This window comes from Haloarcula sp. K1, assembly GCF_001647155.1.
Lineage (GTDB): Archaea > Halobacteriota > Halobacteria > Halobacteriales > Haloarculaceae > Haloarcula > Haloarcula hispanica.
In genome coordinates, this window is the sequence record NZ_LRHL01000023.1 from 562,121 (window position 1) to 582,453 (window position 20,333).

Below are 20,333 nucleotides of genomic sequence, written 5' to 3' on the forward strand. Positions count from 1 at the left end.
GCGGGGGGTCTGGACCCGTTTAGGTCTCTGAAAGTTCCGCTTCGAGTTCGTCGACCAGTTCTGTGTTCCCGAGGAACGTCGGCGTCCGGTCGTGGATACCGTCCGGTTCAACGTCGAGCAACGACTGCGAGCCGTCGCTAGAGGCCCCACCGGCAGCCTCGACGAGGTACGCGAGCGGCGCTGATTCGAAGTGGACCCGAAGCTTACCGTTTGGGTACCCCGACGTCACCGGATACCCGAACAGCCCGCCGTATTCGAGCACCTGCGCCAGGTCGGCGACGGTCGCGCCGCCGTAGCGGAGCTTCAGGTCCCGCTCGAAGGACTGGGCGATGTCGTTGAACGCGTCGCTTCGCTCGCCAGTCTTGCCCGCTAACCCGACAACAGTCGCCTCTGCTGGCAGTTCGAACTGGCCCCAGCGCTCGCTGTGCCCGTCCCGGAGGAGGTGCTCCTGAACGACATCGCGGTCGGACCGGGCGATTGTCAGCGTCGTGTATGGGCCGTACAGCACCATCAGCGATGCGACCATTTCCCGGCCTGCCGCGGGCAGTTCAGCGTCGTAGACCCCGATTATCGTCCCCACGGAGTTGTTCGAGGCGAGGTTCGAGGAGCCATCGAGCGGGTCGATGGCGATGCTGTAGCCCTCGCCACAGTCGACCACGTCGCTACGTTCCTCGCTCGCGTACGCGCCGATGCCGTCGATGTACGCGAGTGCGTCGAAAAACAGGTCATCGGCCCACACGTCGCCACCGACCTGTTGCTCCCCACTCGGGTTCTCGCCAGCGGCTCTGTTGGCGTAGTTCGCCAGGTTCCCGCTAACGTAGTGGGCCGTGTCCTTTACCGCCCGTTCGATCTCATCAAGCGTGTTCACAGGCCATCACCGGCCGCAGTTGCACAGGCGTCAGTCATGGTTCCACATATCCCAGGGCAACGACATAAGGCTGTACCCGTTCTCCCCCGCAACGCCCGTAATGCCCTGGTTACCGACGGGGGACGAGAGAATATGACACAACGTGTTTAACCCGGTGTAGTCGCTAGAGGGGGGCGATGACTGACGGGGTCGCTCGCGGCGATGACGCCTTCACTGCGCTCGGGCCGGCCGTCCGCAGTGCGCTCTCCGAGCGCGGTTTCACGACGCCGACCGACCCACAGCGAAAGGCGATTCCAACTCTGGCTGACGGGCGAGACGCGCTAGTCGTCGCCCCGACCGGAACCGGAAAAACTGAAACGGCGATGTTGCCGGTCTTCGACGCGCTGGCCGAATCCGAGGACCGCTTTGGCATCGGCGCGCTGTACATCACGCCGCTCCGGGCGCTGAACCGCGACATGCGCCAGCGCCTCGACTGGTGGGGCGAGACGCTCGGTTTCGAAGTAGACGTCCGCCACGGCGACACGACGGACTACCAGCGCCAGAAACAGGCCAACGACCCGCCGGACGTGCTCGTGACCACACCCGAGACGCTCCAGGCAATGCTCACCGGGTCGAAGCTCCGAACTGCGCTGGAGGATGTCGAACATATCGTCATCGACGAGGTCCACGAGCTCGCTGCGGCCAAGCGAGGCGCGCAGTTGACGGTCGGACTCGAACGGCTCCGGGAACTGTCCGGGCGGTTCCAGCGGATCGGCCTCTCGGCGACCGTCGGCGACCCACACGAGGTCGGCCGGTTTCTCACCGGCGGCCGCACATGTACCATCGTGGAAGTTGACATCGGCAGCCGGCTGGACATCGAGGTGGTCCGGCCCCAGATTACTGACCGGGACGAGGAACTGTCGAGTTCCCTCGTCACCGACGCGGGAACGGCCAGCCACGTCCGGTTCATCGCAGACCTCATCGACGAAAACGAATCGGTCTTGCTGTTCGTGAACACCCGACAAACAGCGGAGGCGCTTGGCTCGCGGTTCAAGGAGCTCGGAACTGACCTCGGGGTCCACCACGGCTCGCTGTCGAAGGAGGCTCGCATCGACGTGGAGGACCGGTTCAAGGCCGGCGACCTCGACGCCCTGCTGTGTACGTCCTCGATGGAGTTGGGCATCGACGTGGGCCACGTCGACCACGTCGTCCAGTACGGCAGCCCCCGGCAGGTGTCCCGCCTCGTCCAGCGGGTCGGCCGCGCCGGCCACCGCCGGGACCTCGTTTCCTCGGGCACGGTCGTTACGACTGACACCGACGACACGCTGGAGGCGCTGGCGATAGCGAGACAGGCCGAAGCCGGCGATGTCGAGCCCGCCGAAATCCACGACGGGAGCCTCGACACAGTTGCCAACCAGATCGCCGGACTGGTGATGGATACCGGCGAAATTCGGGCGATGCGGGCCTACGAGATACTGACCCGCGCGTACCCGTTCCGGGACCTCGACGAGGCCCAGTTCAAGCAGGTCGTCGAGGAACTCGCAGCGAACAACGTCATCTGGCTCGACGAGGACCGGGACACTCTGGAGAAACGCCGCGGGACCTGGCAGTACTTCTACCAGAACCTCTCGATGATTCCCGACGAGGCCACATACGACGTGGAGGACGTGGCCTCAGGCCAGCAGGTCGGGACCCTCGATGAGAAGTTCGTCGTCAACTTCGCCACGCCCGGCGAGGTGTTCGTCCAGCGCGGGGAGATGTGGCGCATCACGAACATCGACGAGGAAGAGGAAGTCGTGACCGTCTCACCCATCGAAGACCCCGCCGGTGAGGTCCCGTCGTGGGTGGGGCAGGAGATTCCGGTTCCGAGAGCCGTCGCCGCGGAAGTCGGCGAACTCCGTCGTGTGGCTGGTCGGCAACTCCAGGACGGCGCGGACACCGAGGCCGTCGCCAGAGACGTGGCGACTCGCTATGCCGCCGGCCCGGAGACCGTCGCCGAGGGACTTTCGCAGGTCGAGAAGCACGAGGGGCCGATTCCGGACGACACGACTATTCTGGTGGAGTTCCACGGCCGGGAGGTCATCGTCAACGCTTGCTACGGGCACAAAATCAACGAAACGCTGGGCCGGGTCCTCTCGGCGCTGCTCGGTCAACGGGCAGGGTCGTCGGTCGCGATGGATGTCGACCCGTACCGGATTACGCTGGAGGTCCCGCGCCGGATCACCGCCGGCGATGTCATCGAAGTCATTGAGGACACCGATCCTGACCACCTCCCAGCACTCATCGAACTCAGCCTGAAAAACGCCGACGCGCTGAAGTTCAAGCTCGCGCAGGTGGCGACGAAGTTCGGCTCGCTCAAGCGCTGGCGGGGCCGGGGGTCGACTGACTTCGGCCGTGACCGCCTGCTGGCAGCGCTTGAGGACACGCCGATGTATGACGAAGCCCTGCGCGAGGTTCGCCACGAGGACCTCGCTATCGAAGCGACAGCCGACCTCCTCCGGGATATCCAGCGCGGCGACGTGGCGCTCGAAACAGTGGGCGAGCACACGCCCATCGGGACCGGCGGCAGTTCCTCCGGGCGGGAACTCCTCTCACCGGAGAACGCCGACGCGAGCGTCATCAAAACCGTCAAGGAGCGCATCCAGAGTGACCGCGTCATCCTCGCATGTCTGCACTGCAAGAAGTGGGACCGCAAACAGCAGGTCAAGCGCGTGCGGGAGCAGCCGTCGTGCCCGCAGTGTGGGTCAACCCGCATCGCAGCGCTGAATCCGTGGGCCGAGGAAGTCGTCTCGGCCGTCCGGACCGACGACAAGGACGACGAGCAGGAGAAGATGACCGAACGAGCCTACCGCTCGGCCTCGCTGGTCCAGAGCCACGGGAAGCGGGCGGTGGTCGCGCTGGCCGCCCGCGGCGTCGGGCCCCACAACGCCGCCCGAATCATCAACCGCCTGCGAGAGGACGAAGACGAGTTCTACCGGGACATCCTCCGGCAAGAGCGGGAGTACGCGCGCACGCAGTCGTTCTGGGGTTGAGGGCGGCAACGTACGCCAGCGAGCTAACTCAGTTCCCGAATCGCCTCCGCGAGTCGTGGCTCGATAGCATCGGGGTCAGGGGCTTCTATCGTGAGTTTCGTGTGTCGCTCGTCGGCGTCAGTCACCTCCGAGAGCAGTCCGGCGCTGCGGTCGACCTCGACGTACACCGTAAGTCCGTCGTCGTCGAACACCGGGACGATCTCGACCTCGTCGACCGCGCCGGCGAACTCGCCGCGCTGGGGCCGGAACTCGAACTCCTGAGCGAAGTTCGCAGAGGTAGTGAACAGGCTCCCGGCTGTCGCCTCACAGGCCGAGGCATGGAGCGAGAAGCCGAGCGAATCCAGCGCGTCGAACACCGCCTGCGTGCGGTGTGTCGGTTCGACTTCGATGTAATCCTCGTCGCCGGGGTCGACCGCCATCGAGATATCGAGGCCGGTCTCGATTTCGACGGCCGTCGAGCGCGTAGTCACCGGCGTCTCCCTGGGAATATCTATAGTGGTCTCGAAACGCCGCTCCTCACCCGCCCCGATAGTGAACGGTTCGGTGAGTTGCCACTGATCGATGATGGCGTCCTTGTACCCCTCGTCGGATTTATATTCGGTTTCCAGCGCGAAGTAGACCGCGTCGACGTCCTGATCCGTCGACCCGCCCTCGACGTGGACCTCGGCCTGGACGGATTCGCCGGCTCTGACGGTATCCGTCGGCAGAATCGTGTCTACTGTGGCCGAGCCGATGCCGATTCTGGAGAGCACGTCTTTCATTCGTGTTGTGAAATTCGACCGTCACAGAGTATAAAGTTCAGGGAGCGACGCTATCGAAAGAATGGGATTACGAGAGTGCCCGGGCACGTCCGGCTCCGGGCTGAGAGAGCCAGTTGGGACCGTTTCACCCTGACATAGCCGTTTGGAGCCGTCGGTTCCACTGCGGACGCAACCGATCAGTCGTCTGATGTACGTTGACTTATCATGACGACTCCAGCCGTGTTGCCGTCCAAGTCGGTGAGAGAGCGGCCGCTGAACTCATACGTACGGCGGTGCCCGCCGTCGGTGAGTAGGGCGGCCGTAACGGTAGCTCGCCCGCGATCGAGAGACCGATGGACCGCGTCGGTAATCGCCTCCCGCTCGGCTTCGGGAAACAGGTCGGTGATCGGCAGCCCTTCGGCTGCTTGTCCGGTGTGGCCTGTAAGCTCACCCGCCCGTTCGTTGCAGTGCTCGATGTGCCCATCTGCACTGAGGACGAACAGTGGGTCCTCCAGCGCATCGAGCGCTTGCTGGATGACCGCACGCTCCTCCAGTAGTTCCTGTTCGCGGTTGTGACGCTCGGTGATGTCAGTAAACGCAACGACCAGTTGTTCGACCTCGCCGTCAGAGATTATCGGCGTAGCGCTGACTTCGTGGATGACTTCCCCGACCGGGTGGTCCAGTGTCAGCGTGTATTCGATTGTCTCGCGCGTGGCGACGCATTTCCGGTACGCACCAGCGATCTTTCTACTATTTTTCTCCCCAAGTGCTTCAACTGGAGTCTTACCGATAAGCTCTGACTCTACGAGGCCAGTGAACTCAAGCACTCGTGAGTTGCATCGCCGGAATCGGAACCCGTCTTGTTCAACATCGACGAGGAGGAGTCCGTTTCGCGTGTTCTCGAAAACAGCGGCGTACTCTGCTGTGGTTTCCTCCAGTTGCTTTCTCGACTGATACTGCGTGACAGCGTTGCTTATTCGATTGGCTAGCAGCTCGTACTGCTCAGCTCCGGATTGTTTCTGCAAGTAATCAGTCGCACCGGTAGAAATGGCATCGCTTGCAATCTCTTCGCTTCCTCGACCGGTGAACATGATAAACGGGAGTTGCGGGTGTCGCTCACGGACCGCCTGCAAAAATTCAAGCCCGTCTGTCTCGGGCATCTCGAAGTCTGAAACGACACAGTCAGGAAGAGAACGATCCATAGCCTGTAGCCCATCGGTGGCACTTGGGACAGTTTCGACCGTGAACCGCTCGTCTTCACGTTCAAGTAGCTCAGCCGTCACTGTAGCGAGGGCCTCGTCGTCGTCCACAAGAAGAATGCTAACCTCCCCCATATATCATGATAGCAGCCGAATGGATTATCTCTTTGCATAGTTCGCACCAATCATGACATTTAAATTTTAACTAAGTGGATAGGCAACGCAACCGCTCTACGATCTCTTAAGCCGTACTTTCTCTAAGTGTGTCCGAATTCATACTATTCTAATAGCAATGGTTTATCCGGACCACTCAAAGCGCTCGGCGTGCAATGGGGGATATGACCGAGTGGCGCGATGCGTCGGACCCCGCCTGCCCGGAGTGTGGCGAGCCGCTGGAGCCGACGGCGATGGCCTGCCCACACTGTGACGCGTCGTTACTCACCGACGAACAGACGGAGATGCTTGACGAACGCCTGACCGAGACGCTCGAGTCGATGGACGCCGGTGCGCCGACGTGGGCCGTCACGCTCACGGGGCTCTCGCTCGGCGTCGCTATCGCACCGCTCGTGCTGTACGCCGTCGTCATCCTCGTCGGCGATCTCTCGCTTCCCGTGGCCGTCGGCGTCTTGCTGGCCGGCTGGCTCGGTCCAGCCGCGTATCTCTCGCGGCTGCGTAATCCCAGCGAGGTGCTGGCCCGGGGGCTGTACCTCGTCGTCGCCGGCGTGGCCGTCGTCGTGCTCGCAGTCGGCTACGAGGTCCTCCTGTCGGATGGCCCGTCAGTCGTCTCCGAACAGACCGCGCTCGTGTCGCTCGGTCTTGCGATTCCGGCGACGCTGGGAGCACTCATCGCGCGCCGCGCGGCCCGGCGGGCTGACCGGCAGGCCCGCGGGGAGCCGGGGCCGCTGCACGAGCGCTTCGGTATCGACGACGACGAGCCCGACAACTGAAAACGCCTAAGCGGGCCGCCGTTGTCCACCCGTGCATGCGACTGGAGGAGTACTGGGGCATCGGCCCGAAGACGTCCGAACTGCTCACCGAGGAGCTGGGCGTCGAGCGGGCCATCGAGGCCATCGAGTCGGCGGATACGCGTGCGCTAACCACGGCCGGCCTCTCCCGGGGGCGAGCGACGCGCATCCTCCGGCGGGCGACCGGGGCCGAGTCGATGGACCTGCTCGCCACCAGAGATACCCGCGACGTGTACAAGGAACTGCTCGACCTCGCCGAAGAGTACGCGGTCACCGAAGATGCGGCCGACAGCATCCGGGTGCTGACGCCGCTACCGACCCGCGAGGCGATGGACGAGCGGCTGGACGACGTGCTCGAAGCGCGGGATACGTGGGCCGACCTCTCGGAGGCGGACCAGCGGGCCGTTCTCGACGCGTTCGACGCGTTCGACGCTGACGGGGGTGAACTGGCCGCGGTCGACGTGGCGCTGGCGCTCCGGGACACCGGCATCGAGAGCGGCGTGTTCGAGCCACTGGCGACCCTCGACGGCGAGTCACTGACGGCTGGCCGGGCGGCGCTCGCCGGCCTCGCGGGCGACGGCGAGTCCGTCGGCGAAGGGGCCGACGAGGAACTCGACCGCCTGCGCGACCAGCTCGGGCAAATAGAGGATCTTGCAGCGGCATCAATGGAGGTCGTCGAGGCCGTTCAGGAGGGCGCTCGGCGGCCCGACGAGTTCCAGGACGCGCTCGTCCGGCACGTCACGGGCGAGACAGGTATCGACGCTGCCAGAGTCCGCGACGCGATGCCCCGCGAGGCGACCGACGCGCGGGATTTCGTCGACGTGGCGCTCCGGGAACTCCGAAGCACGCTCCGAAGCGACGTCCGGGAGCGCGAGGGGACGGTCGCCGACCGGCTGGAAGACGACCTCGCGGACGCCCGCGGGGACATCGACGCCGCCATCGAGGCGGTGGACGACATCGCGTTCTCAGTGTCGCTCGCCCGCTTCGCCATCGCGTTCGACCTGACGCGGCCCGCCTTCGTCGAGGACCGCAAGACCATCGCGGTGAAGCGGGCTCGGAACCTCACCATCGCCGACGTGGAAAGCGTCCAGCCGGTCACCTACGCCATCGGCGACCACACGCTGGACCTGGACCGGGCGAACCAGCCGCCAAGCGGCGACCGGGTGGCTGTCCTGACCGGCGCGAACTCCGGCGGGAAGACGACCCTGCTGGAGACGCTGTGTCAGGTGCAACTGCTGGCCCAGATGGGGCTGCCGGTCCCCGCCGAGGCCGCCGAGGTGGGCATTGTCGACACCGTCGTGTTCCACCGTCGGCACGCCTCGTTCAACGCCGGCGTCCTCGAATCGACGCTGCGCTCTGTCGTCCCGCCGCTGACCGAGAGCGACCGGACGCTGATGCTCGTCGACGAGTTCGAGGCTATCACCGAGCCCGGCTCCGCCGCCGATCTCCTCCACGGACTCGTGACGCTGACCGTCGACCGCGACGCGCTGGGCGTGTTCGTCACTCACCTCGCGGACGATCTCGAACCGCTGCCTGTCGAGGCCCGTGTCGATGGCATCTTCGCCGAAGGGCTGAATCAGGACCTCGAACTACAGGTCGACTATCAGCCCCGGTTTGGCACTGTCGGGAAGTCCACGCCGGAGTTCATCGTCTCCAGGCTCGTCGCGAACGCGAACGACCCCGTCGAGCGCAACGGGTTCGAAACCCTTGCCACAGCCGTCGGCGAGGAAGCGGTCCAGCGGACACTCTCGGACGCGCTCTGGACCGACGAGTAGCCGAGTCAGGACGGCGAACTGGCGACGACTCGCTCCTCCCCTTCGACCGCCTCGGCGATGTTTTCCAGCAGCCGCCGTACCTCCCGGCGGTTGTACCAGCGGATGAGCGGCGCGAGGAGAACCTCCGGGAGTGGCCCGGGGACCTCGTACTCGGCCGCGTATGTGAGCCGCGTGCCCCCGCGCTCCGGTTCGAACCGCCAGGCTATCCGGCCCGTCAGGTCGCCGCTCATCTCGTAAACGATACGCTCGGGCGGCTTGTACGTCGAGGCACGGACCTCACCGGTGAAGGTGATTCCGAACATTTTGTACTCGTACGCAGCGCGGTTTCCGCTGTTTGGCAGCCGCTCGATGCGTTCGGCGCGGGTAAGGCTCGGCGTGACGGCCGCCTGGTTCGACGGCTCGTCCATGAACGTGAACACTGTCTCGACTGGTGCATCGAGCCAGCGGTCGTCGGACGTATGGACCGTCATGTGTCCTGCTTCGCACTCCAGTATCTTACACGCTCGGCCACACAGTGACAACAGACCAGTCTGGGGGTCAGGAACTAGTGCGACCGGTCCCGGCGGCTACAGCCGACGGGTACGGCGTGACTGTGCTCGGCTCTTCGAGTCGCGTCGCCGCCTACCGATGACAGCGGCGAGGTAGGTTCTATGCATCATGAATGACTCCCCGGCAGGAGCCGAACCTGCGCCGGGCGGGAACCCGACTCCGTCTGGTGATTCCATGGAGGCAAGAGACGGGAGAGAGTGGAGGGCTGCGCTTACGCGTCACCGGTCACGTCGACGCAGTTGACTGCCATCACGCCGAACCCCGCTTGCAGGAGTTCGGTGCGGCCGTCGGCGGTGTTTTCGTCGTCGTTGACTCGCAGGGTCAGCGACACGTCGGCGTCGACCCGGATGTCGGTCCAGGTCGGCCGGACGCTGGTCACGCGGTCGACCGCCACGTCTTCGACGCCGTCGACGGCCGCAAGGACGCCGGCGACACCGGCTTCGAGGGTCTCGGACCCGCCACGCGGAACGCGCAGTGATACGTCGGCCGATACCTCGGTCGGGGGAGTCGCCTGCAGCGACATAACGCCGACGGCCGGAGTCGAACCGGGCCGAGAGGGCACTCACCAGTCGAGTCGCGTCGGTCGGAGACTGCGCGGGTGGCGGGCGCGTACGTCCGGCCCGGAACGGCCGGTACAGGATTCCCACACCGGGAGGATGGGGAACCCGACGGCTGGACAGCGAGATAGCTACACGACACAGTACAGACTCGGGGGCGAGTGGCACAGGCCGACAGACCACACTGGGCGGTGCAGGCCTATCAGACGGAGTGGCCGAGCGGGAGACAGGGCTTCACCGCTTGACAGTGAGCCCGAACGAATCGCCACCGCAGTGCGGCGTCCGTGAGTGGGACGCCGGTCCCACGGCAGCGAACCAGTCTATGGTGCCACGGGCGGAATTTTCACCGAGCGGGTGTCCGCAGTGGCCCGTTCCCCAATAAGGGATGCGTACTCGACCGTAGCGTCAAGGCTACGTTCGATAGCCGACCGCCCGCTGTACAGCCAGCGAGCGAACGACGTTGGCGCGGGAACGGGAATTGCGTAAGTCATGGGTCACCACGTCGGTGAAAGCGACGTATATCCGACCAGAACCGGTGATATATTAAATCTGTTTCAGACATGATACCAAATGACAAGAACGGGAACGTTCGCTGGCACGACAGTACGGCTTCAGTCGGCCGCTGCTGGTTGCTGCGTCGCAGTCGGTCCCTCGGCACTTGCCTTGCTGTGTGTGGCTGTTCCCGCCAGCGTCCGCGTGGAGTTCCCCACGACGAGCAGGCTGCTGGCCGTCATCGCCAGCGCCGCAAACAGTGGGTTCAGGACGCCAAGCAACGCGAGCGGGAGCGCCACGGCGTTGTAACAGAACGCCCACGCGAGGTTCTGTCGGACCCGCGTGCGAGTTGCGGCCGTCACGGCGAACATGTCAGGAACGGCGCGCAGGTCGTCTGTTGTGACGACCGCGTCGGCCGCATCGGCGGCCAGTGACGTGCCTGACGCCATAGCGATGCCGACGTCGGCGGCAGCCAGGGCCGGGGCGTCGTTACTCCCGTCGCCGACCATCGCGACAGTCCCGCGGGACTGCAGTCGCTCGACGACTTCGGCTTTCGCCTCCGGCGGCACCCCGGCGAACACTTCGTCGACGCCGTCGTGGCGCTCGAACGGGACGGCGGCCTCGGGCCGGTCGCCAGTGATGACGACGACATCGCGGTCCCGGGCGAGCGTCGAGACGACCGACTCCCAGTTCGCGCGGAGCCTGTCCCCCGCGACGAGCACGTCCTGTGCTTCGCCGTCCCAGCCGACGAGCGCCGGGACACGCCCGTTCTCAGTCGCACGCTCACACTGGGTCCGGAGGTCGGCGGACACGTCGAACCCGAGGTCGTCGAACAGCGCTTGTGTCCCGACGACAACGTGGTCTCCGTCAACCGTCGCACTGACGCCCTGACCCGGGTGTTGTTCGAACCCGGAGACAGCCGCGTTGGGGACCGGGACGGCGTCGGTCACTGCCTCGGCGACGGGATGCTCCGCAAACTGCTCGACTGCGGCCGCCCGAGACATCGCCCGCTCGTCGGCCTGCTCCAGCAGTTCCATCTCGCCGGTCGTCAGCGTGCCCGTCTTGTCGAACGCGACCACGTCCGCGTCGGTCGCCGTCTCGAACACCGCATCGCCGGTGACGACCGTTCCGCCGTCCAGCGCCCGGCGGATGCCGGCCGCGGTCGCCAGCGGCGTCGCCAGCCCCAGCGCGCAGGGACAGGAGACCACGAGTACAGCCAGCCCGGTCAGCATCGCGTCCGTCGGCGTCGCTCCGGCGACGAGGTGCCCGCCGGTAGCGAGAACAGCCAGGAAAACCACCAGCGGGACGAAGACGGCGGCGATACGGTCAACCAGCCGCTGGACGCCGCCGCGCGTGCTCTGGACCTCCCACAGCAGGTTCGTCAGCCGGTCGACGGTGCTCTCGGCGTCCGGCCCGACCTGGACGACGACGCCGCCCTGCGTGACCAGCGACCCCCCGATGACCTCGTCGCCGTCCGTCTTCCGGACGGCTAGCGACTCCCCCGTCACGAGCGACTCGTCGACGGCAGCGGTCCCTTCCACGACGGTGCCGTCGACCGGGACGCGATCCCCGGACCGGACGACGACTTCGTCACCCGGGCCGAGGTCGCCGACCGCGACCTCCTCGTGACCACCGTCGGTGCGTCGCCGGGCGCTATCGGCCCGCTGTGTCGTGAACTCTGTGAGGCGGTCCAGCGCGCGCCGCCGAACCCGGTCCTGGTAGTAGTCGCCGACCGAGACGGCCATGACGATGACCGTCGCCACATCGAAGTACACCTCTGTATGTCCCAAGATGACGGCGACGACGCTGTATAAGAAGGCAGTCACGGCGGCCATCGCCACCAGCAGGTCCATGTTCGGACGGCCAGCCCGGAGACTGACGTAGGCCCCGCGAAGCAACGGCCACCCAGTGTACCCGACTACGACGCCGGTCATCACGGCCATGTTCCACAGCAGGTAGTCCCCCGCCTGCCCCGCCGGGTCGAACAGCAACAGCGACGGGTCGACACCGAGGTAGGCCGGGTAGAGAAAGAGGACGTACCACAGCATCGTCATCATTCCGAAGAAGCCGCCGACGATGAGACGCCCCTCAAGTTCGTACTCGTCGTCGGTCTCTGTGGCCTGCAGATTGGCGTCGTAGCCGGTGCCGGCCACCGCGTCCGCGAGGTCCGACTCGGAGAGCGTATCGGCGTCGTAGGTGAGTTTCATCGTCCCGGTCGGGTAGCTGGCGGCCGCGGCGGCGACGCCGTCGTGGTCTGTGGCCCGCGCTTCCAGAAACGTCTCGCAGGTCGCACAGTGCATCCCCTCGACGGAGAGGAAGGCCGTCTCGCCGTCGGCGTCGTCCGGGTCGGGTCCTGTGTCGGCCGCATCGTGGGTCTCCGTCGCCGGGTCGTCGAGCGTCCGGGCGACCTCCAGACAGCCGCGACAGCAGAACGTCCCCTCGACCGCGTCGTCGGTGACCGGCGTATCAACCGGCAGGTCACAGAGCGTACAGTGGGTCATGTCCAGGGCATCGGCAGGGGTGGTTTCGGGATGACGATACCGAACGCCGCCAGCCCGTTCGACAGCGGGACGAGCGCGAGCGCGATGAAGACGACCCCGAGCACCCGGTGTAGCGTCGCGCGATGGCCCGGCGACAGCGTGCCGAAGGCGGTCCCGTAGGCGAACACCAGCGGGAACGTCCCGAGGCCGAGCGCGGCCAGCGAGAGCCCGCCAGTGAGCGCGGATCCCGTCGCAAACGCATACAGGAACGCCGGGTAGAGCAGCGGACAGGGGAGCAGCCCGTGCATTGCACCCAGCGCGACCATCCCCGGGCCGTCGACCCACCGGTCGACTCTGGCGACGAGCGACGCGGAGAGTCGCTGGAACAGGTTCCCGACCAGCGGCAGCGACCGGGCCACATCGACGGCGCGGCCACGGGAGAGATACCCCAGCCCCACGGTGATGATAGCGAGGCCGACGAAAACCCCGACGGCTCCACGGACGGCGGTCCCGAGGCGTGCTAAGCCGGCCACGTCGTACAGAACGCTGCCAGCAGCGCCAAGCACCGTTCCGACGAGCGCGTAGCTCAGCGTCCGTCCGGCGTTGAACAGCGCGTGCTGACGTATTTCGTGGCCTGATACCGGCCCGCCGTCGTCAAGTCTATCGGCGTAGGTGGTGACTAACGGCCCGCACATCCCGAGGCAGTGGACACTCCCGACGAGTCCCAGCCCGACGAACGCCGCGAGGCCGGCCGTCTCACCGGAACTCAGCCCCGCCGTCCCGAACTGCATATCAGACGGTACTCGACTCGGTTGGTTGTGTCATCCAGAACAGGCTGCCGGCGATGATGACGACGCTGACCAGCGAGAGCGCGACGATGGAGCGTCCGGTTCCCTGCATGTAGTACGCGACCGGCGCGAGACCGAGCAGCGCCAGCAACGTCACGAGCCGAGGGCTTGACGCAGACATATCTGGCCGTACGTTAGAGGGATTATAAAAAGAAACGGGTCGTTCCTGCCGGCTGAAAACACCATCAGGGGTTTTTTTAGGTAATCTGCTATCTTCCCAGATATGGTACGGCACGAAGCTAGAAGCAGCCAGCTGCCAGATTCGCACGACGCGGTGGGGGTGCGACGATGGCGCTGAGTCGGCGACAGTTCGTCGGTGCCGCAGCCGGGACGGCGGCGCTGGCCGCGACCGGCACGGCGACAGCACAGGAAGAACCGGACTACGGCGGCTGGTTCGACGACGTGTCGAACTACGACGGGACCGCCGACAAGCGAGGCCAAGACACTGTTACAATCACCGTCGGCGCGCAGGGCAACAACGGCGCGTTCGCCTTCGACCCGCCGGCAGTGATGGTCAGCCCGGGCACAGAGGTCGTCTGGGAGTGGAACGGCGAAGGCGGCGGTCACAACGTCGTCTCTGACGGCGACGGGCCGCTCGACTCCGGGGGCGCGGTCAGCGAAGCCGGCACGACCTACAGCCACACCTTCGAGTCTGAGGGGATGTTCAAGTACGTCTGTGTTCCCCACGAAGCGCTCGGAATGAAAGGCGCAGTCGTCGTCCGGTCCGGTAGCAGCGGGGGCGGCGACTCCGATGGCGGCGGTCAGCAACAAGGACCGCCAGCAAACCCGGATTACGGCGGCTGGTTCGACGACGTCTCGAACTACGACGGAACGACAGTCGACAGAACCGACGCCGATAGCGTCGAGATATCGGTCGGTGCACAGGGCAACAACGGCGCGTTCGCCTTCGACCCGCCAGCGGTTCGGGTGACACCCGGCACCGAAGTGACGTGGAAGTGGACCGGCGAAGGCGGCGGCCACAACGTCGTCTCCGACGGTGACGGTCCACTCGACTCCGGGGGCGCGGTCAGCGAAGCCGGCACGACCTACAGCCATACCTTCGAGGAAATGGGCGTGTACAAATACGTCTGTGTCCCTCACGAGTCACTCGGGATGAAGGGCGCTGTCGTTGTCGGTGGCCCGCTCGATGGCAGCGGTGGTGGCAGTGACGGCGGCAGCGGACAGGAAGGGAGCGGTATCGAACTCTCCGGCCCGCAGTGGCTCCTTTCAGGCTCGGTCCTGCTGGCGTTCTTCTCGCCGCTGTTGTTCGCGGTCGCGATGCGACGCCGCCAGAACGGGCGGCCTCCACAGACGGGTGAAGGTGGCGAGCTACGGCGGGCGAGCGGCCCGGAACCTGTTGAAGAGGCCGCTGAAACTGAACCGGCTGTCGAGCTGGGCCACGACGAGTACGACCCGAAGGGAACGGCGGCGTTGGTCGCCTTCTACTTCGTGTTGATTGCCCTGCTGTGGGTGTTCATGTACTTCGTCGAGTTCCTCGGCCGCGTCTCCATAATCGGGTAATACCATGCAGGTTCATAGATTCGAAAAAGTTTGGCTCGGTGCAGCGATACTGCTCATCGTCGGTTTCATCGCCACCATCGCGTACGGGTCGGTTGGTGTCGGCGTCGGGATGGTCGACGATACGGGCGGACAGATCAGCGCAGAAGAAGTACAGAACGGTAACACTGGGACCCAGTTCGACGACCCCGGTGTCGTCAAAGAGGACGGGCAGTACGTCGTGTACGTCGTCGCCCGGCAGTTCCAGTTCTCTCCCGGAACTGGGGACACACCGATCCGCGTGCCCGCGGGTGAGAACGTCACGTTCAAGGTGACCAGTGCAGACGTGGTGCACGGCTTCTCAGTGGTCGAAACCAACATCAACACGATGGTCATCCCGGGACAGGTCTCAGAAGTCTCGGCCCGATTCAACGAGCCCGGCACCTACGGGCTCATCTGTCACGAATACTGCGGGGCGGCCCATCACACGATGGGTGGCTCCGTCGAGGTCGTCCCGCCGGAGGAGTACGATATGCAGCAAGAGAACATCGACCAGTCCGCAGATGACGCACAGGCTCAGGAGGAGGCGGATCAGTAATGGTGTTCGTCGACTCCTATCCGAAAACGTCGAAGCTCGTCCGTAGCGAGTTCCTCGTCTCGTTCATCGCTCTCGGAATCGGTGCGCTGTTCGGCGTCATCCAGGCGCTCCATCGGACCGGCGTGTTCCGGGGCTTCGTCAGTTCAGCCGACTACTACACGATTCTGACGGGCCACGGCGTCCTGCTGGCGCTCGTGTTTACCACGTTCTTCATCGCAGGACTGTTCACATGGGCTGTCGCCAGCAGTCTCGAACGGGAGTTGCCACAGCGTATCGCCTGGTCGGCCTTCTGGATAATGCTCACGGGGACGGTGCTTGCGGCCGTGTCTATCATCGGCGGTATCGTCGGTTCGCCGTCGATCCTGGGTCACGACCTCGAAGCGGACGTGCTGTTCACCTTCTACGCCCCGATGAAGGCGCACCCGGCGTTCTACATCGGCGCCGCGCTCATCATCGTCGGCTCGTGGGTCGCCGGCCTCGCGTACTTCAAGTCCCTGTGGGAGTGGCGCTCTGAGAACCCGGGTGAACGCATTCCCCTGCAGACGTTCATGGTCCTGACGACGATGCTGATGTGGTACGTCTCCACCATCGGCGTCGCCGTCGAGGTCGTCGCCTTCCTCATTCCGTGGTCGCTCGGACTCATCCAGAACGTCGACCCGCTGCTGACGCGGACGCTGTTCTGGTACTTCGGCCACCCGGTCGTGTACTTCTGGCTCATGCCGGCGTATCTCGTCTGGTACACGATTCTACCGAAGCTGGCCGGTGGGCGGCTGTTCAGTGACCCGCTGGCCCGCGTCGTGTTCGTCGCCTTCCTGCTGCTTTCGACCCCGGTCGGCTTCCACCACCAGTACACCGACCCCGGTATCCCCTCGGGCTACAAGTTCATCGCGATGACGAACACGATGTTCTTGCTGTTGCCCTCGCTGCTGACCGCGTTCACCGTGGTCGCCTCGGTCGAACACGGCGCTCGCCAGCGGGGTGCAAAGGGCTATCTCTCCTGGCTTCGGAATCTGCCCTGGGGTAAGCCGGCCTTCGCCGGCTGTATGCTCGCCGGCCTGATGTTCGCCGCAGGAGGGTTCTCCGGCATGATCAACGCCGGGATGAACATCAACTACCTCATCCACAACACCATCTGGGTGCCCGGCCACTTCCATCTCACCGTCGGGACTGCGTTCGCGCTAACGGCGATGGCGATCAGCTACTGGCTGGTCCCACAGATCACCGGGAAGAAACTCCGACAGCGCACCATCGCCACGCTCCAGCCGTACGTCTGGTTCGTGGGCATGGCGGTGATGTCGAACGCCATGCACCGCGCCGGCCTCGCCGGCATTCCGCGACGGACTGCCGAACCGACGTACGACGAGTTCGCGTTCGAGGGCGTCGCCGGAACGGTCGGCGAAATGCGCATCCAGATCGCCATCGGCGGCTTCCTGCTGTTCGTCGGCGCGGCGATGTTCCTCATCGTCATGGCCGACACCTTGCTCGCTCGCCGCGGCGGGACGCTGTCGGTCAACGGGACGATTCCGGAGCCGCTGTCCGGCGCGGACCACAGCCCGCGTATCCTGGACAACTACAAGCTCTGGACGGCGATTGCCCTGCTTCTCATCGCCATCGCCTACGGGCCGCCGCTCGCCAGCATGGTCGCTGATGGACTGTTCGCGCCCGGTAGCCCGCCGATCCCGGTCTAACACAACTTCACTACTCTCTCATCATGTTCGACGACGTCGACGGTCCGGAGCAGAAAACGCTGCTACGACTCCTCATCATCGTTGGAATCGGCTTGCCGATCCTCATCGAGGTCGTTACCTTCGGGAGTATGATGGGGCATCATTTGACCGGGGACACCGGGGGTGAGGCGGTCCCCGAAACGCCGACTGCGGAGCCGGCCGGTGCCGGCGTCGGCGACCCGATTCTGGAATCCGCGAACGTCTCAGCCCGCATCGATGCGGCGTCTGTCGTCACCGCTGACGAGGGGTGGCGGTTCACGCTCACGGTGAACGTGACGAACACCGGGACAGACCCCGCGGCAGTTCGTCTCGACAGCGTCACCACCCGCAGCGGCGAGACGGTTGCGGAATCCGCGAGCACCGGACAGCTACCAGTGAATCAGACTGACGACGTGACCAAGTCGTGGCTACTGCCCCCCGGCGAACGACCGGACACTGTCTCCGTAACAGTGCTAGTGTATCCGGACGGGGGCTCGGTACAATCGACGCAATACACCGTTGCGCTCGGTGACATCCCCGTTTCGAACCGCTGACCGTCTCACTCGTCCACGGGGTCGCCACAGGACGGGCAGGCGGTAGCATCGGGCGGGAGCGACTCGCCGCACTCGCCACAGTACGACTGGCCGGCGTCGCGGCCACCCGGCGTGAAGACGGACGTATCGTCCATCCATGCCTCGTCTGTCGCCGAGGCAGTCTCATTCGAACTGTCCGTCCCGGCCGTCTCCGATTCCGTTTCTGTACCGCTGTCGGTGGCCGCCGTTTCCGGTTCCGCGTCGGCGTCCGACGGCTGCGCGTTGTTCTGTTCCGATCCGTGAACGGGCGGTTCCGCCGCCGGGACCTCGTCGGGCGAAAACACTCGCGTCCCGGTGTGTCCCGGTGGCTCCTCGTCGCTGTCAGCATCTGCGGTGTCGGTCCCCGATCCAGTCTGTTCCCGGGAGTCCGGTGCGGCGTCCACAGTCCGTTCGGCAGTCGGACTCTCGTCGCTGCTTTGTGAGCCGCCGACCGGTGGCATGATAGGGAACCGCTGGTCCGGACGGCGCTGGGGGTTCGAAAGCGGCGCACGGATTCGAACGACGGTTCCAGCGAGCAGTTGGAACAGGAGGTACGCGCTCGCCAGCACGCCGGGGACGGCGATGAACAGAGGTGTGGCTTGCGATGGCTGTACGCCCGTCAGTTGCAGCGCCGTCTCCGCTACGGGAGCGACGCCCGCCCGCGCCAGCCACGGGGACAGCGACGACGACACGCCGGGTGCGACGACCGGCTGGGTCAGCCACCCAGTCCCGAGAGCAGCGGCGCTTACGAACACCAGCAGCGACAGGAGTCGTGGAACCGAAAGCGTGTAGACGCGGTGTCCATAGGCGACGGTCCGGACGGCGAGATGCACCGTCCCGAACAGTGCAACTACCGTGAGCAGACGTTGCTGGCCGAGCGTGACACTGAGCAACAGGCAGCCCAGAAGCACACTGCCGGGGAGAGCGAGCAACAGGCTCGGATGGTCCAGCCGATACGCGTCGGCGAGGTTGCCGTAGCTGTTCCGAAGCCGTCGGTTGACGAGGACAACGGTCGCCAGCGACGGACCGAGGAGCCAGAGACTGGCGGCAAGTACAGTGCGTAGCGAGATAGTCCGGCCAGCAAGTGTCACAAGAACAGTACCTTCGATCCCTGGGAACTGCGCCAACAGCAGCCCCGTCGCGAGCACCCAGCCACCGTAGACGAGCCATGCCAGACCCACACCCACAAACAGCCAGGTTTCAGTTCGCAGTAGTGCGGCGGACTCGCGGAGTTCCAACCCCAGTCGACCACGCTCCATCAGCCTGATATTTCCCGACCGACCGCTTAACTGTGGGTGGTCACGCCGCCCGAATTGTCATCGTGGCGACGCCCGACAGTTCGAGTTCGTCGCCCGGTTGGATCGGTTCCCGGTCGCCTTTCTTCAACTGGGTCTCGTTCAGCCGCGTCGGGTTGTCCCCGAGGTCGACCAGATAGTACCCTTCCGGCTGGCGGTCGAACCGGACGTGTTCGCGGTGGATCCGAACCGCTTCGTCTTCCGGTCGCCCGGCATCCAATAGTGCCGCCCGAATCTCCCGGCCGATGCGGTCACCGTCTTCGATGGTGATGTCACGACCCTCGACCGAGAGGACGAGTTTGTCCGGTACCGCCGCGTCGTCGGTGGACTGTGACGCGAGTGTGTCGACGGCGTTGCCCGTGGCTCCTGACTCACTCTCCGTCTCGTCGGCGGTCGACGACCCTGTCGAGTCAGCCGTCGGCGTGTCGCTCTCGCCGCGATGTGCGTCTAAGTCCTCCCCACAGTTGACACAGAAGCTGGCATCGTCGTCGACAGCGGTGTCACAGGACGGGCACGCGTCGAGCGAGCCGTCGTCGCCCGGTGTGATATCCTGTACGTCGGCACCGCAGGCGACACAGAAATTCGCGTCGGCGTCGAGTTCGCGGTCACAGTCCGGACAGGAAATCGTCGCCGCGTCGTCATCTGTCTCCGAGGTGTCGTCGGATACCTCGGCGTCCGCATCGGAGTCACTGCTGGACTGGTCCGAGGTGTCGTCATCCTCGTCGGGTTCTTCCGCAGCCTTCGGCTCGGTTTCGTTTTCGGCATCGGTGTCGGCTTCAGGCTCGTGTTCCGTCGCCGTCTCCGCCGTCCCCACCGTCTCGTCTCCGGCCTCGGCTGCCCCAGTATCCGAGGCTCCATCCACCGATGCGCCGTCGTCGCTGTCATCGTCGACAGTGTGCCCATCCGGGGCGTCGGCTTCGTCGCTAGCCCCCATCGACCGGCCATCCGTCGGGTCCGCCTCGTCCGTGCCTTCCGGTATCAGGTCGGCGTCGTCCGGCACCGCATCGTCGGTGTCAAAATCAGCAGCGCTTTCGTCAGTGTGTTGCCACTCACCACAGTCCGGGTTTGTGCACCATCCGCCCGCGACTGTCGGATCAAAGTCCTCGTCGCATATGGGGCATTTTACCGTGCGGTCGGATTCAGGCATGGGTTTCGTTAGAGAGTATAGAGTCGAGAAATAA

The 20,333-nt window shown here is 65.2% G+C and carries 17 protein-coding genes; 7 read left to right on the forward strand and 10 right to left on the reverse strand.

The window, feature by feature from the left end; all coding sequences use genetic code 11:
* Positions 1-19 precede the first annotated feature (19 nt).
* The gene (locus AV929_RS10200) at positions 20-868 is read right to left on the reverse strand and encodes a class 1 fructose-bisphosphatase (protein WP_064288187.1); all 849 of its coding nucleotides are present in this window, start codon (positions 866-868) and stop codon (positions 20-22) included.
* A 176-nt stretch (positions 869-1,044) separates the two neighbouring features.
* On the opposite strand from AV929_RS10200, the gene AV929_RS10205 reads away from it, so the two are divergent.
* Positions 1,045-3,879, forward strand: a complete 2,835-nt coding sequence (locus AV929_RS10205; RefSeq protein ID WP_064288188.1) for a DEAD/DEAH box helicase — start codon at positions 1,045-1,047, stop codon at positions 3,877-3,879.
* 23 nt (positions 3,880-3,902) lie between these two features.
* Here the strand turns inward: AV929_RS10205 and AV929_RS10210 are convergent, their stop codons facing one another.
* Together AV929_RS10210 and AV929_RS10215 are read right to left on the reverse strand one after the other, a co-directional pair.
* Positions 3,903-4,640 carry a sporulation protein gene (locus AV929_RS10210; RefSeq protein ID WP_050007420.1) on the reverse strand — a complete coding sequence of 246 codons (738 nt, stop codon included), beginning with the start codon at positions 4,638-4,640 and terminating at the stop codon, positions 3,903-3,905.
* A gap of 176 nt (positions 4,641-4,816) precedes the next feature.
* The gene (locus AV929_RS10215) at positions 4,817-5,953 is read right to left on the reverse strand and encodes a PAS domain-containing protein (RefSeq protein ID WP_050038175.1); all 1,137 of its coding nucleotides are present in this window, start codon (positions 5,951-5,953) and stop codon (positions 4,817-4,819) included.
* A gap of 194 nt (positions 5,954-6,147) precedes the next feature.
* Between AV929_RS10215 and AV929_RS10220 the strand changes: the two genes are divergently transcribed.
* A complete protein-coding gene (locus AV929_RS10220; protein WP_230458876.1) occupies positions 6,148-6,765 on the forward strand; it encodes a zinc ribbon domain-containing protein in 618 nt (205 codons plus the stop codon).
* Between the two features lie 35 nt (positions 6,766-6,800).
* Positions 6,801-8,558 (forward strand): DNA mismatch repair protein, encoded by a 1,758-nt coding sequence (locus AV929_RS10225; RefSeq protein WP_064288189.1) that lies wholly within the window; start codon positions 6,801-6,803, stop codon positions 8,556-8,558.
* 5 nt (positions 8,559-8,563) lie between these two features.
* On the opposite strand, the gene AV929_RS10230 is transcribed toward AV929_RS10225, so the two are convergent.
* The 5 genes from AV929_RS10230 to AV929_RS21875 form a co-directional block, all read right to left on the reverse strand.
* Positions 8,564-9,028: an SRPBCC family protein gene (locus tag AV929_RS10230; RefSeq protein WP_064288190.1), complete on the reverse strand. Its 465-nt coding sequence runs from the start codon at positions 9,026-9,028 to the stop codon at positions 8,564-8,566.
* Positions 9,029-9,318: 290 nt separating this feature from the next.
* The gene (locus AV929_RS10235) at positions 9,319-9,630 is read right to left on the reverse strand and encodes a hypothetical protein (protein ID WP_064288191.1); all 312 of its coding nucleotides are present in this window, start codon (positions 9,628-9,630) and stop codon (positions 9,319-9,321) included.
* Between the two features lie 645 nt (positions 9,631-10,275).
* A complete protein-coding gene (locus AV929_RS10240; protein WP_064288192.1) occupies positions 10,276-12,657 on the reverse strand; it encodes a cation-translocating P-type ATPase in 2,382 nt (793 codons plus the stop codon).
* Complete coding sequence (locus tag AV929_RS10245; protein WP_064288193.1) at positions 12,654-13,427, reverse strand: sulfite exporter TauE/SafE family protein; 774 nt, start codon at positions 13,425-13,427, stop codon at positions 12,654-12,656. Before AV929_RS10245 ends, AV929_RS10240 begins: the two co-directional genes overlap by 4 nt.
* Before the next feature lies 1 nt (position 13,428).
* Positions 13,429-13,605, reverse strand: a complete 177-nt coding sequence (locus AV929_RS21875) for a hypothetical protein (protein WP_023843297.1) — start codon at positions 13,603-13,605, stop codon at positions 13,429-13,431.
* A gap of 167 nt (positions 13,606-13,772) precedes the next feature.
* On the opposite strand from AV929_RS21875, the gene AV929_RS10250 reads away from it, so the two are divergent.
* The 4 genes from AV929_RS10250 to AV929_RS10265 are packed head-to-tail and all read left to right on the forward strand — an operon-like array spanning position 13,773 to position 17,839.
* Positions 13,773-15,005 (forward strand): halocyanin domain-containing protein, encoded by a 1,233-nt coding sequence (locus AV929_RS10250; RefSeq protein WP_064288194.1) that lies wholly within the window; start codon positions 13,773-13,775, stop codon positions 15,003-15,005.
* A gap of 4 nt (positions 15,006-15,009) precedes the next feature.
* Positions 15,010-15,579 (forward strand): cytochrome c oxidase subunit II, encoded by a 570-nt coding sequence (locus AV929_RS10255; RefSeq protein ID WP_014040559.1) that lies wholly within the window; start codon positions 15,010-15,012, stop codon positions 15,577-15,579.
* Positions 15,579-17,267, forward strand: coding sequence for a b(o/a)3-type cytochrome-c oxidase subunit 1 (locus AV929_RS10260; RefSeq protein ID WP_014040560.1), 1,689 nt, complete (start codon positions 15,579-15,581; stop codon positions 17,265-17,267). The genes AV929_RS10255 and AV929_RS10260 overlap by 1 nt, the downstream gene beginning before the upstream one ends.
* A gap of 23 nt (positions 17,268-17,290) precedes the next feature.
* On the forward strand, positions 17,291-17,839 hold the full coding sequence (locus AV929_RS10265) for a hypothetical protein (protein ID WP_014040561.1): 549 nt from the start codon (positions 17,291-17,293) through the stop codon (positions 17,837-17,839).
* A 5-nt stretch (positions 17,840-17,844) separates the two neighbouring features.
* Here AV929_RS10265 and AV929_RS10270 read toward each other — a convergent pair whose 3' ends face one another.
* The gene (locus AV929_RS10270; RefSeq protein ID WP_064288195.1) at positions 17,845-19,116 is read right to left on the reverse strand and encodes a hypothetical protein; all 1,272 of its coding nucleotides are present in this window, start codon (positions 19,114-19,116) and stop codon (positions 17,845-17,847) included.
* Between the two features lie 40 nt (positions 19,117-19,156).
* The gene (locus AV929_RS10275; RefSeq protein WP_064288196.1) at positions 19,157-20,299 is read right to left on the reverse strand and encodes a zinc ribbon domain-containing protein; all 1,143 of its coding nucleotides are present in this window, start codon (positions 20,297-20,299) and stop codon (positions 19,157-19,159) included.
* Positions 20,300-20,333: the final 34 nt, after the last annotated feature.

Bases quoted from the DNA above. Each gene is read 5' to 3' on its own strand.
- AV929_RS10235 (WP_064288191.1), bottom strand. From the start codon at position 9,630: ATGTCGCTGCAGGCGACTCCCCCGACCGAGGTATCGGCCGACGTATCA.
- AV929_RS10245 (WP_064288193.1), bottom strand. From the start codon at position 13,427: ATGCAGTTCGGGACGGCGGGGCTGAGTTCCGGTGAGACGGCCGGCCTC.
- AV929_RS10215 (WP_050038175.1), bottom strand. From the start codon at position 5,953: ATGGGGGAGGTTAGCATTCTTCTTGTGGACGACGACGAGGCCCTCGCT.
- AV929_RS21875 (WP_023843297.1), bottom strand. From the start codon at position 13,605: ATGTCTGCGTCAAGCCCTCGGCTCGTGACGTTGCTGGCGCTGCTCGGT.
- AV929_RS10260 (WP_014040560.1), top strand. From the start codon at position 15,579: ATGGTGTTCGTCGACTCCTATCCGAAAACGTCGAAGCTCGTCCGTAGC.
- AV929_RS10255 (WP_014040559.1), top strand. From the start codon at position 15,010: ATGCAGGTTCATAGATTCGAAAAAGTTTGGCTCGGTGCAGCGATACTG.
- AV929_RS10220 (WP_230458876.1), top strand. From the start codon at position 6,148: ATGGGGGATATGACCGAGTGGCGCGATGCGTCGGACCCCGCCTGCCCG.
- AV929_RS10230 (WP_064288190.1), bottom strand. From the start codon at position 9,028: ATGACGGTCCATACGTCCGACGACCGCTGGCTCGATGCACCAGTCGAG.
- AV929_RS10210 (WP_050007420.1), bottom strand. From the start codon at position 4,640: ATGAAAGACGTGCTCTCCAGAATCGGCATCGGCTCGGCCACAGTAGAC.
- AV929_RS10240 (WP_064288192.1), bottom strand. From the start codon at position 12,657: ATGACCCACTGTACGCTCTGTGACCTGCCGGTTGATACGCCGGTCACC.
- AV929_RS10275 (WP_064288196.1), bottom strand. From the start codon at position 20,299: ATGCCTGAATCCGACCGCACGGTAAAATGCCCCATATGCGACGAGGAC.
- AV929_RS10225 (WP_064288189.1), top strand. From the start codon at position 6,801: ATGCGACTGGAGGAGTACTGGGGCATCGGCCCGAAGACGTCCGAACTG.
- AV929_RS10250 (WP_064288194.1), top strand. From the start codon at position 13,773: ATGGCGCTGAGTCGGCGACAGTTCGTCGGTGCCGCAGCCGGGACGGCG.
- AV929_RS10205 (WP_064288188.1), top strand. From the start codon at position 1,045: ATGACTGACGGGGTCGCTCGCGGCGATGACGCCTTCACTGCGCTCGGG.
- AV929_RS10265 (WP_014040561.1), top strand. From the start codon at position 17,291: ATGTTCGACGACGTCGACGGTCCGGAGCAGAAAACGCTGCTACGACTC.
- AV929_RS10270 (WP_064288195.1), bottom strand. From the start codon at position 19,116: ATGGAGCGTGGTCGACTGGGGTTGGAACTCCGCGAGTCCGCCGCACTA.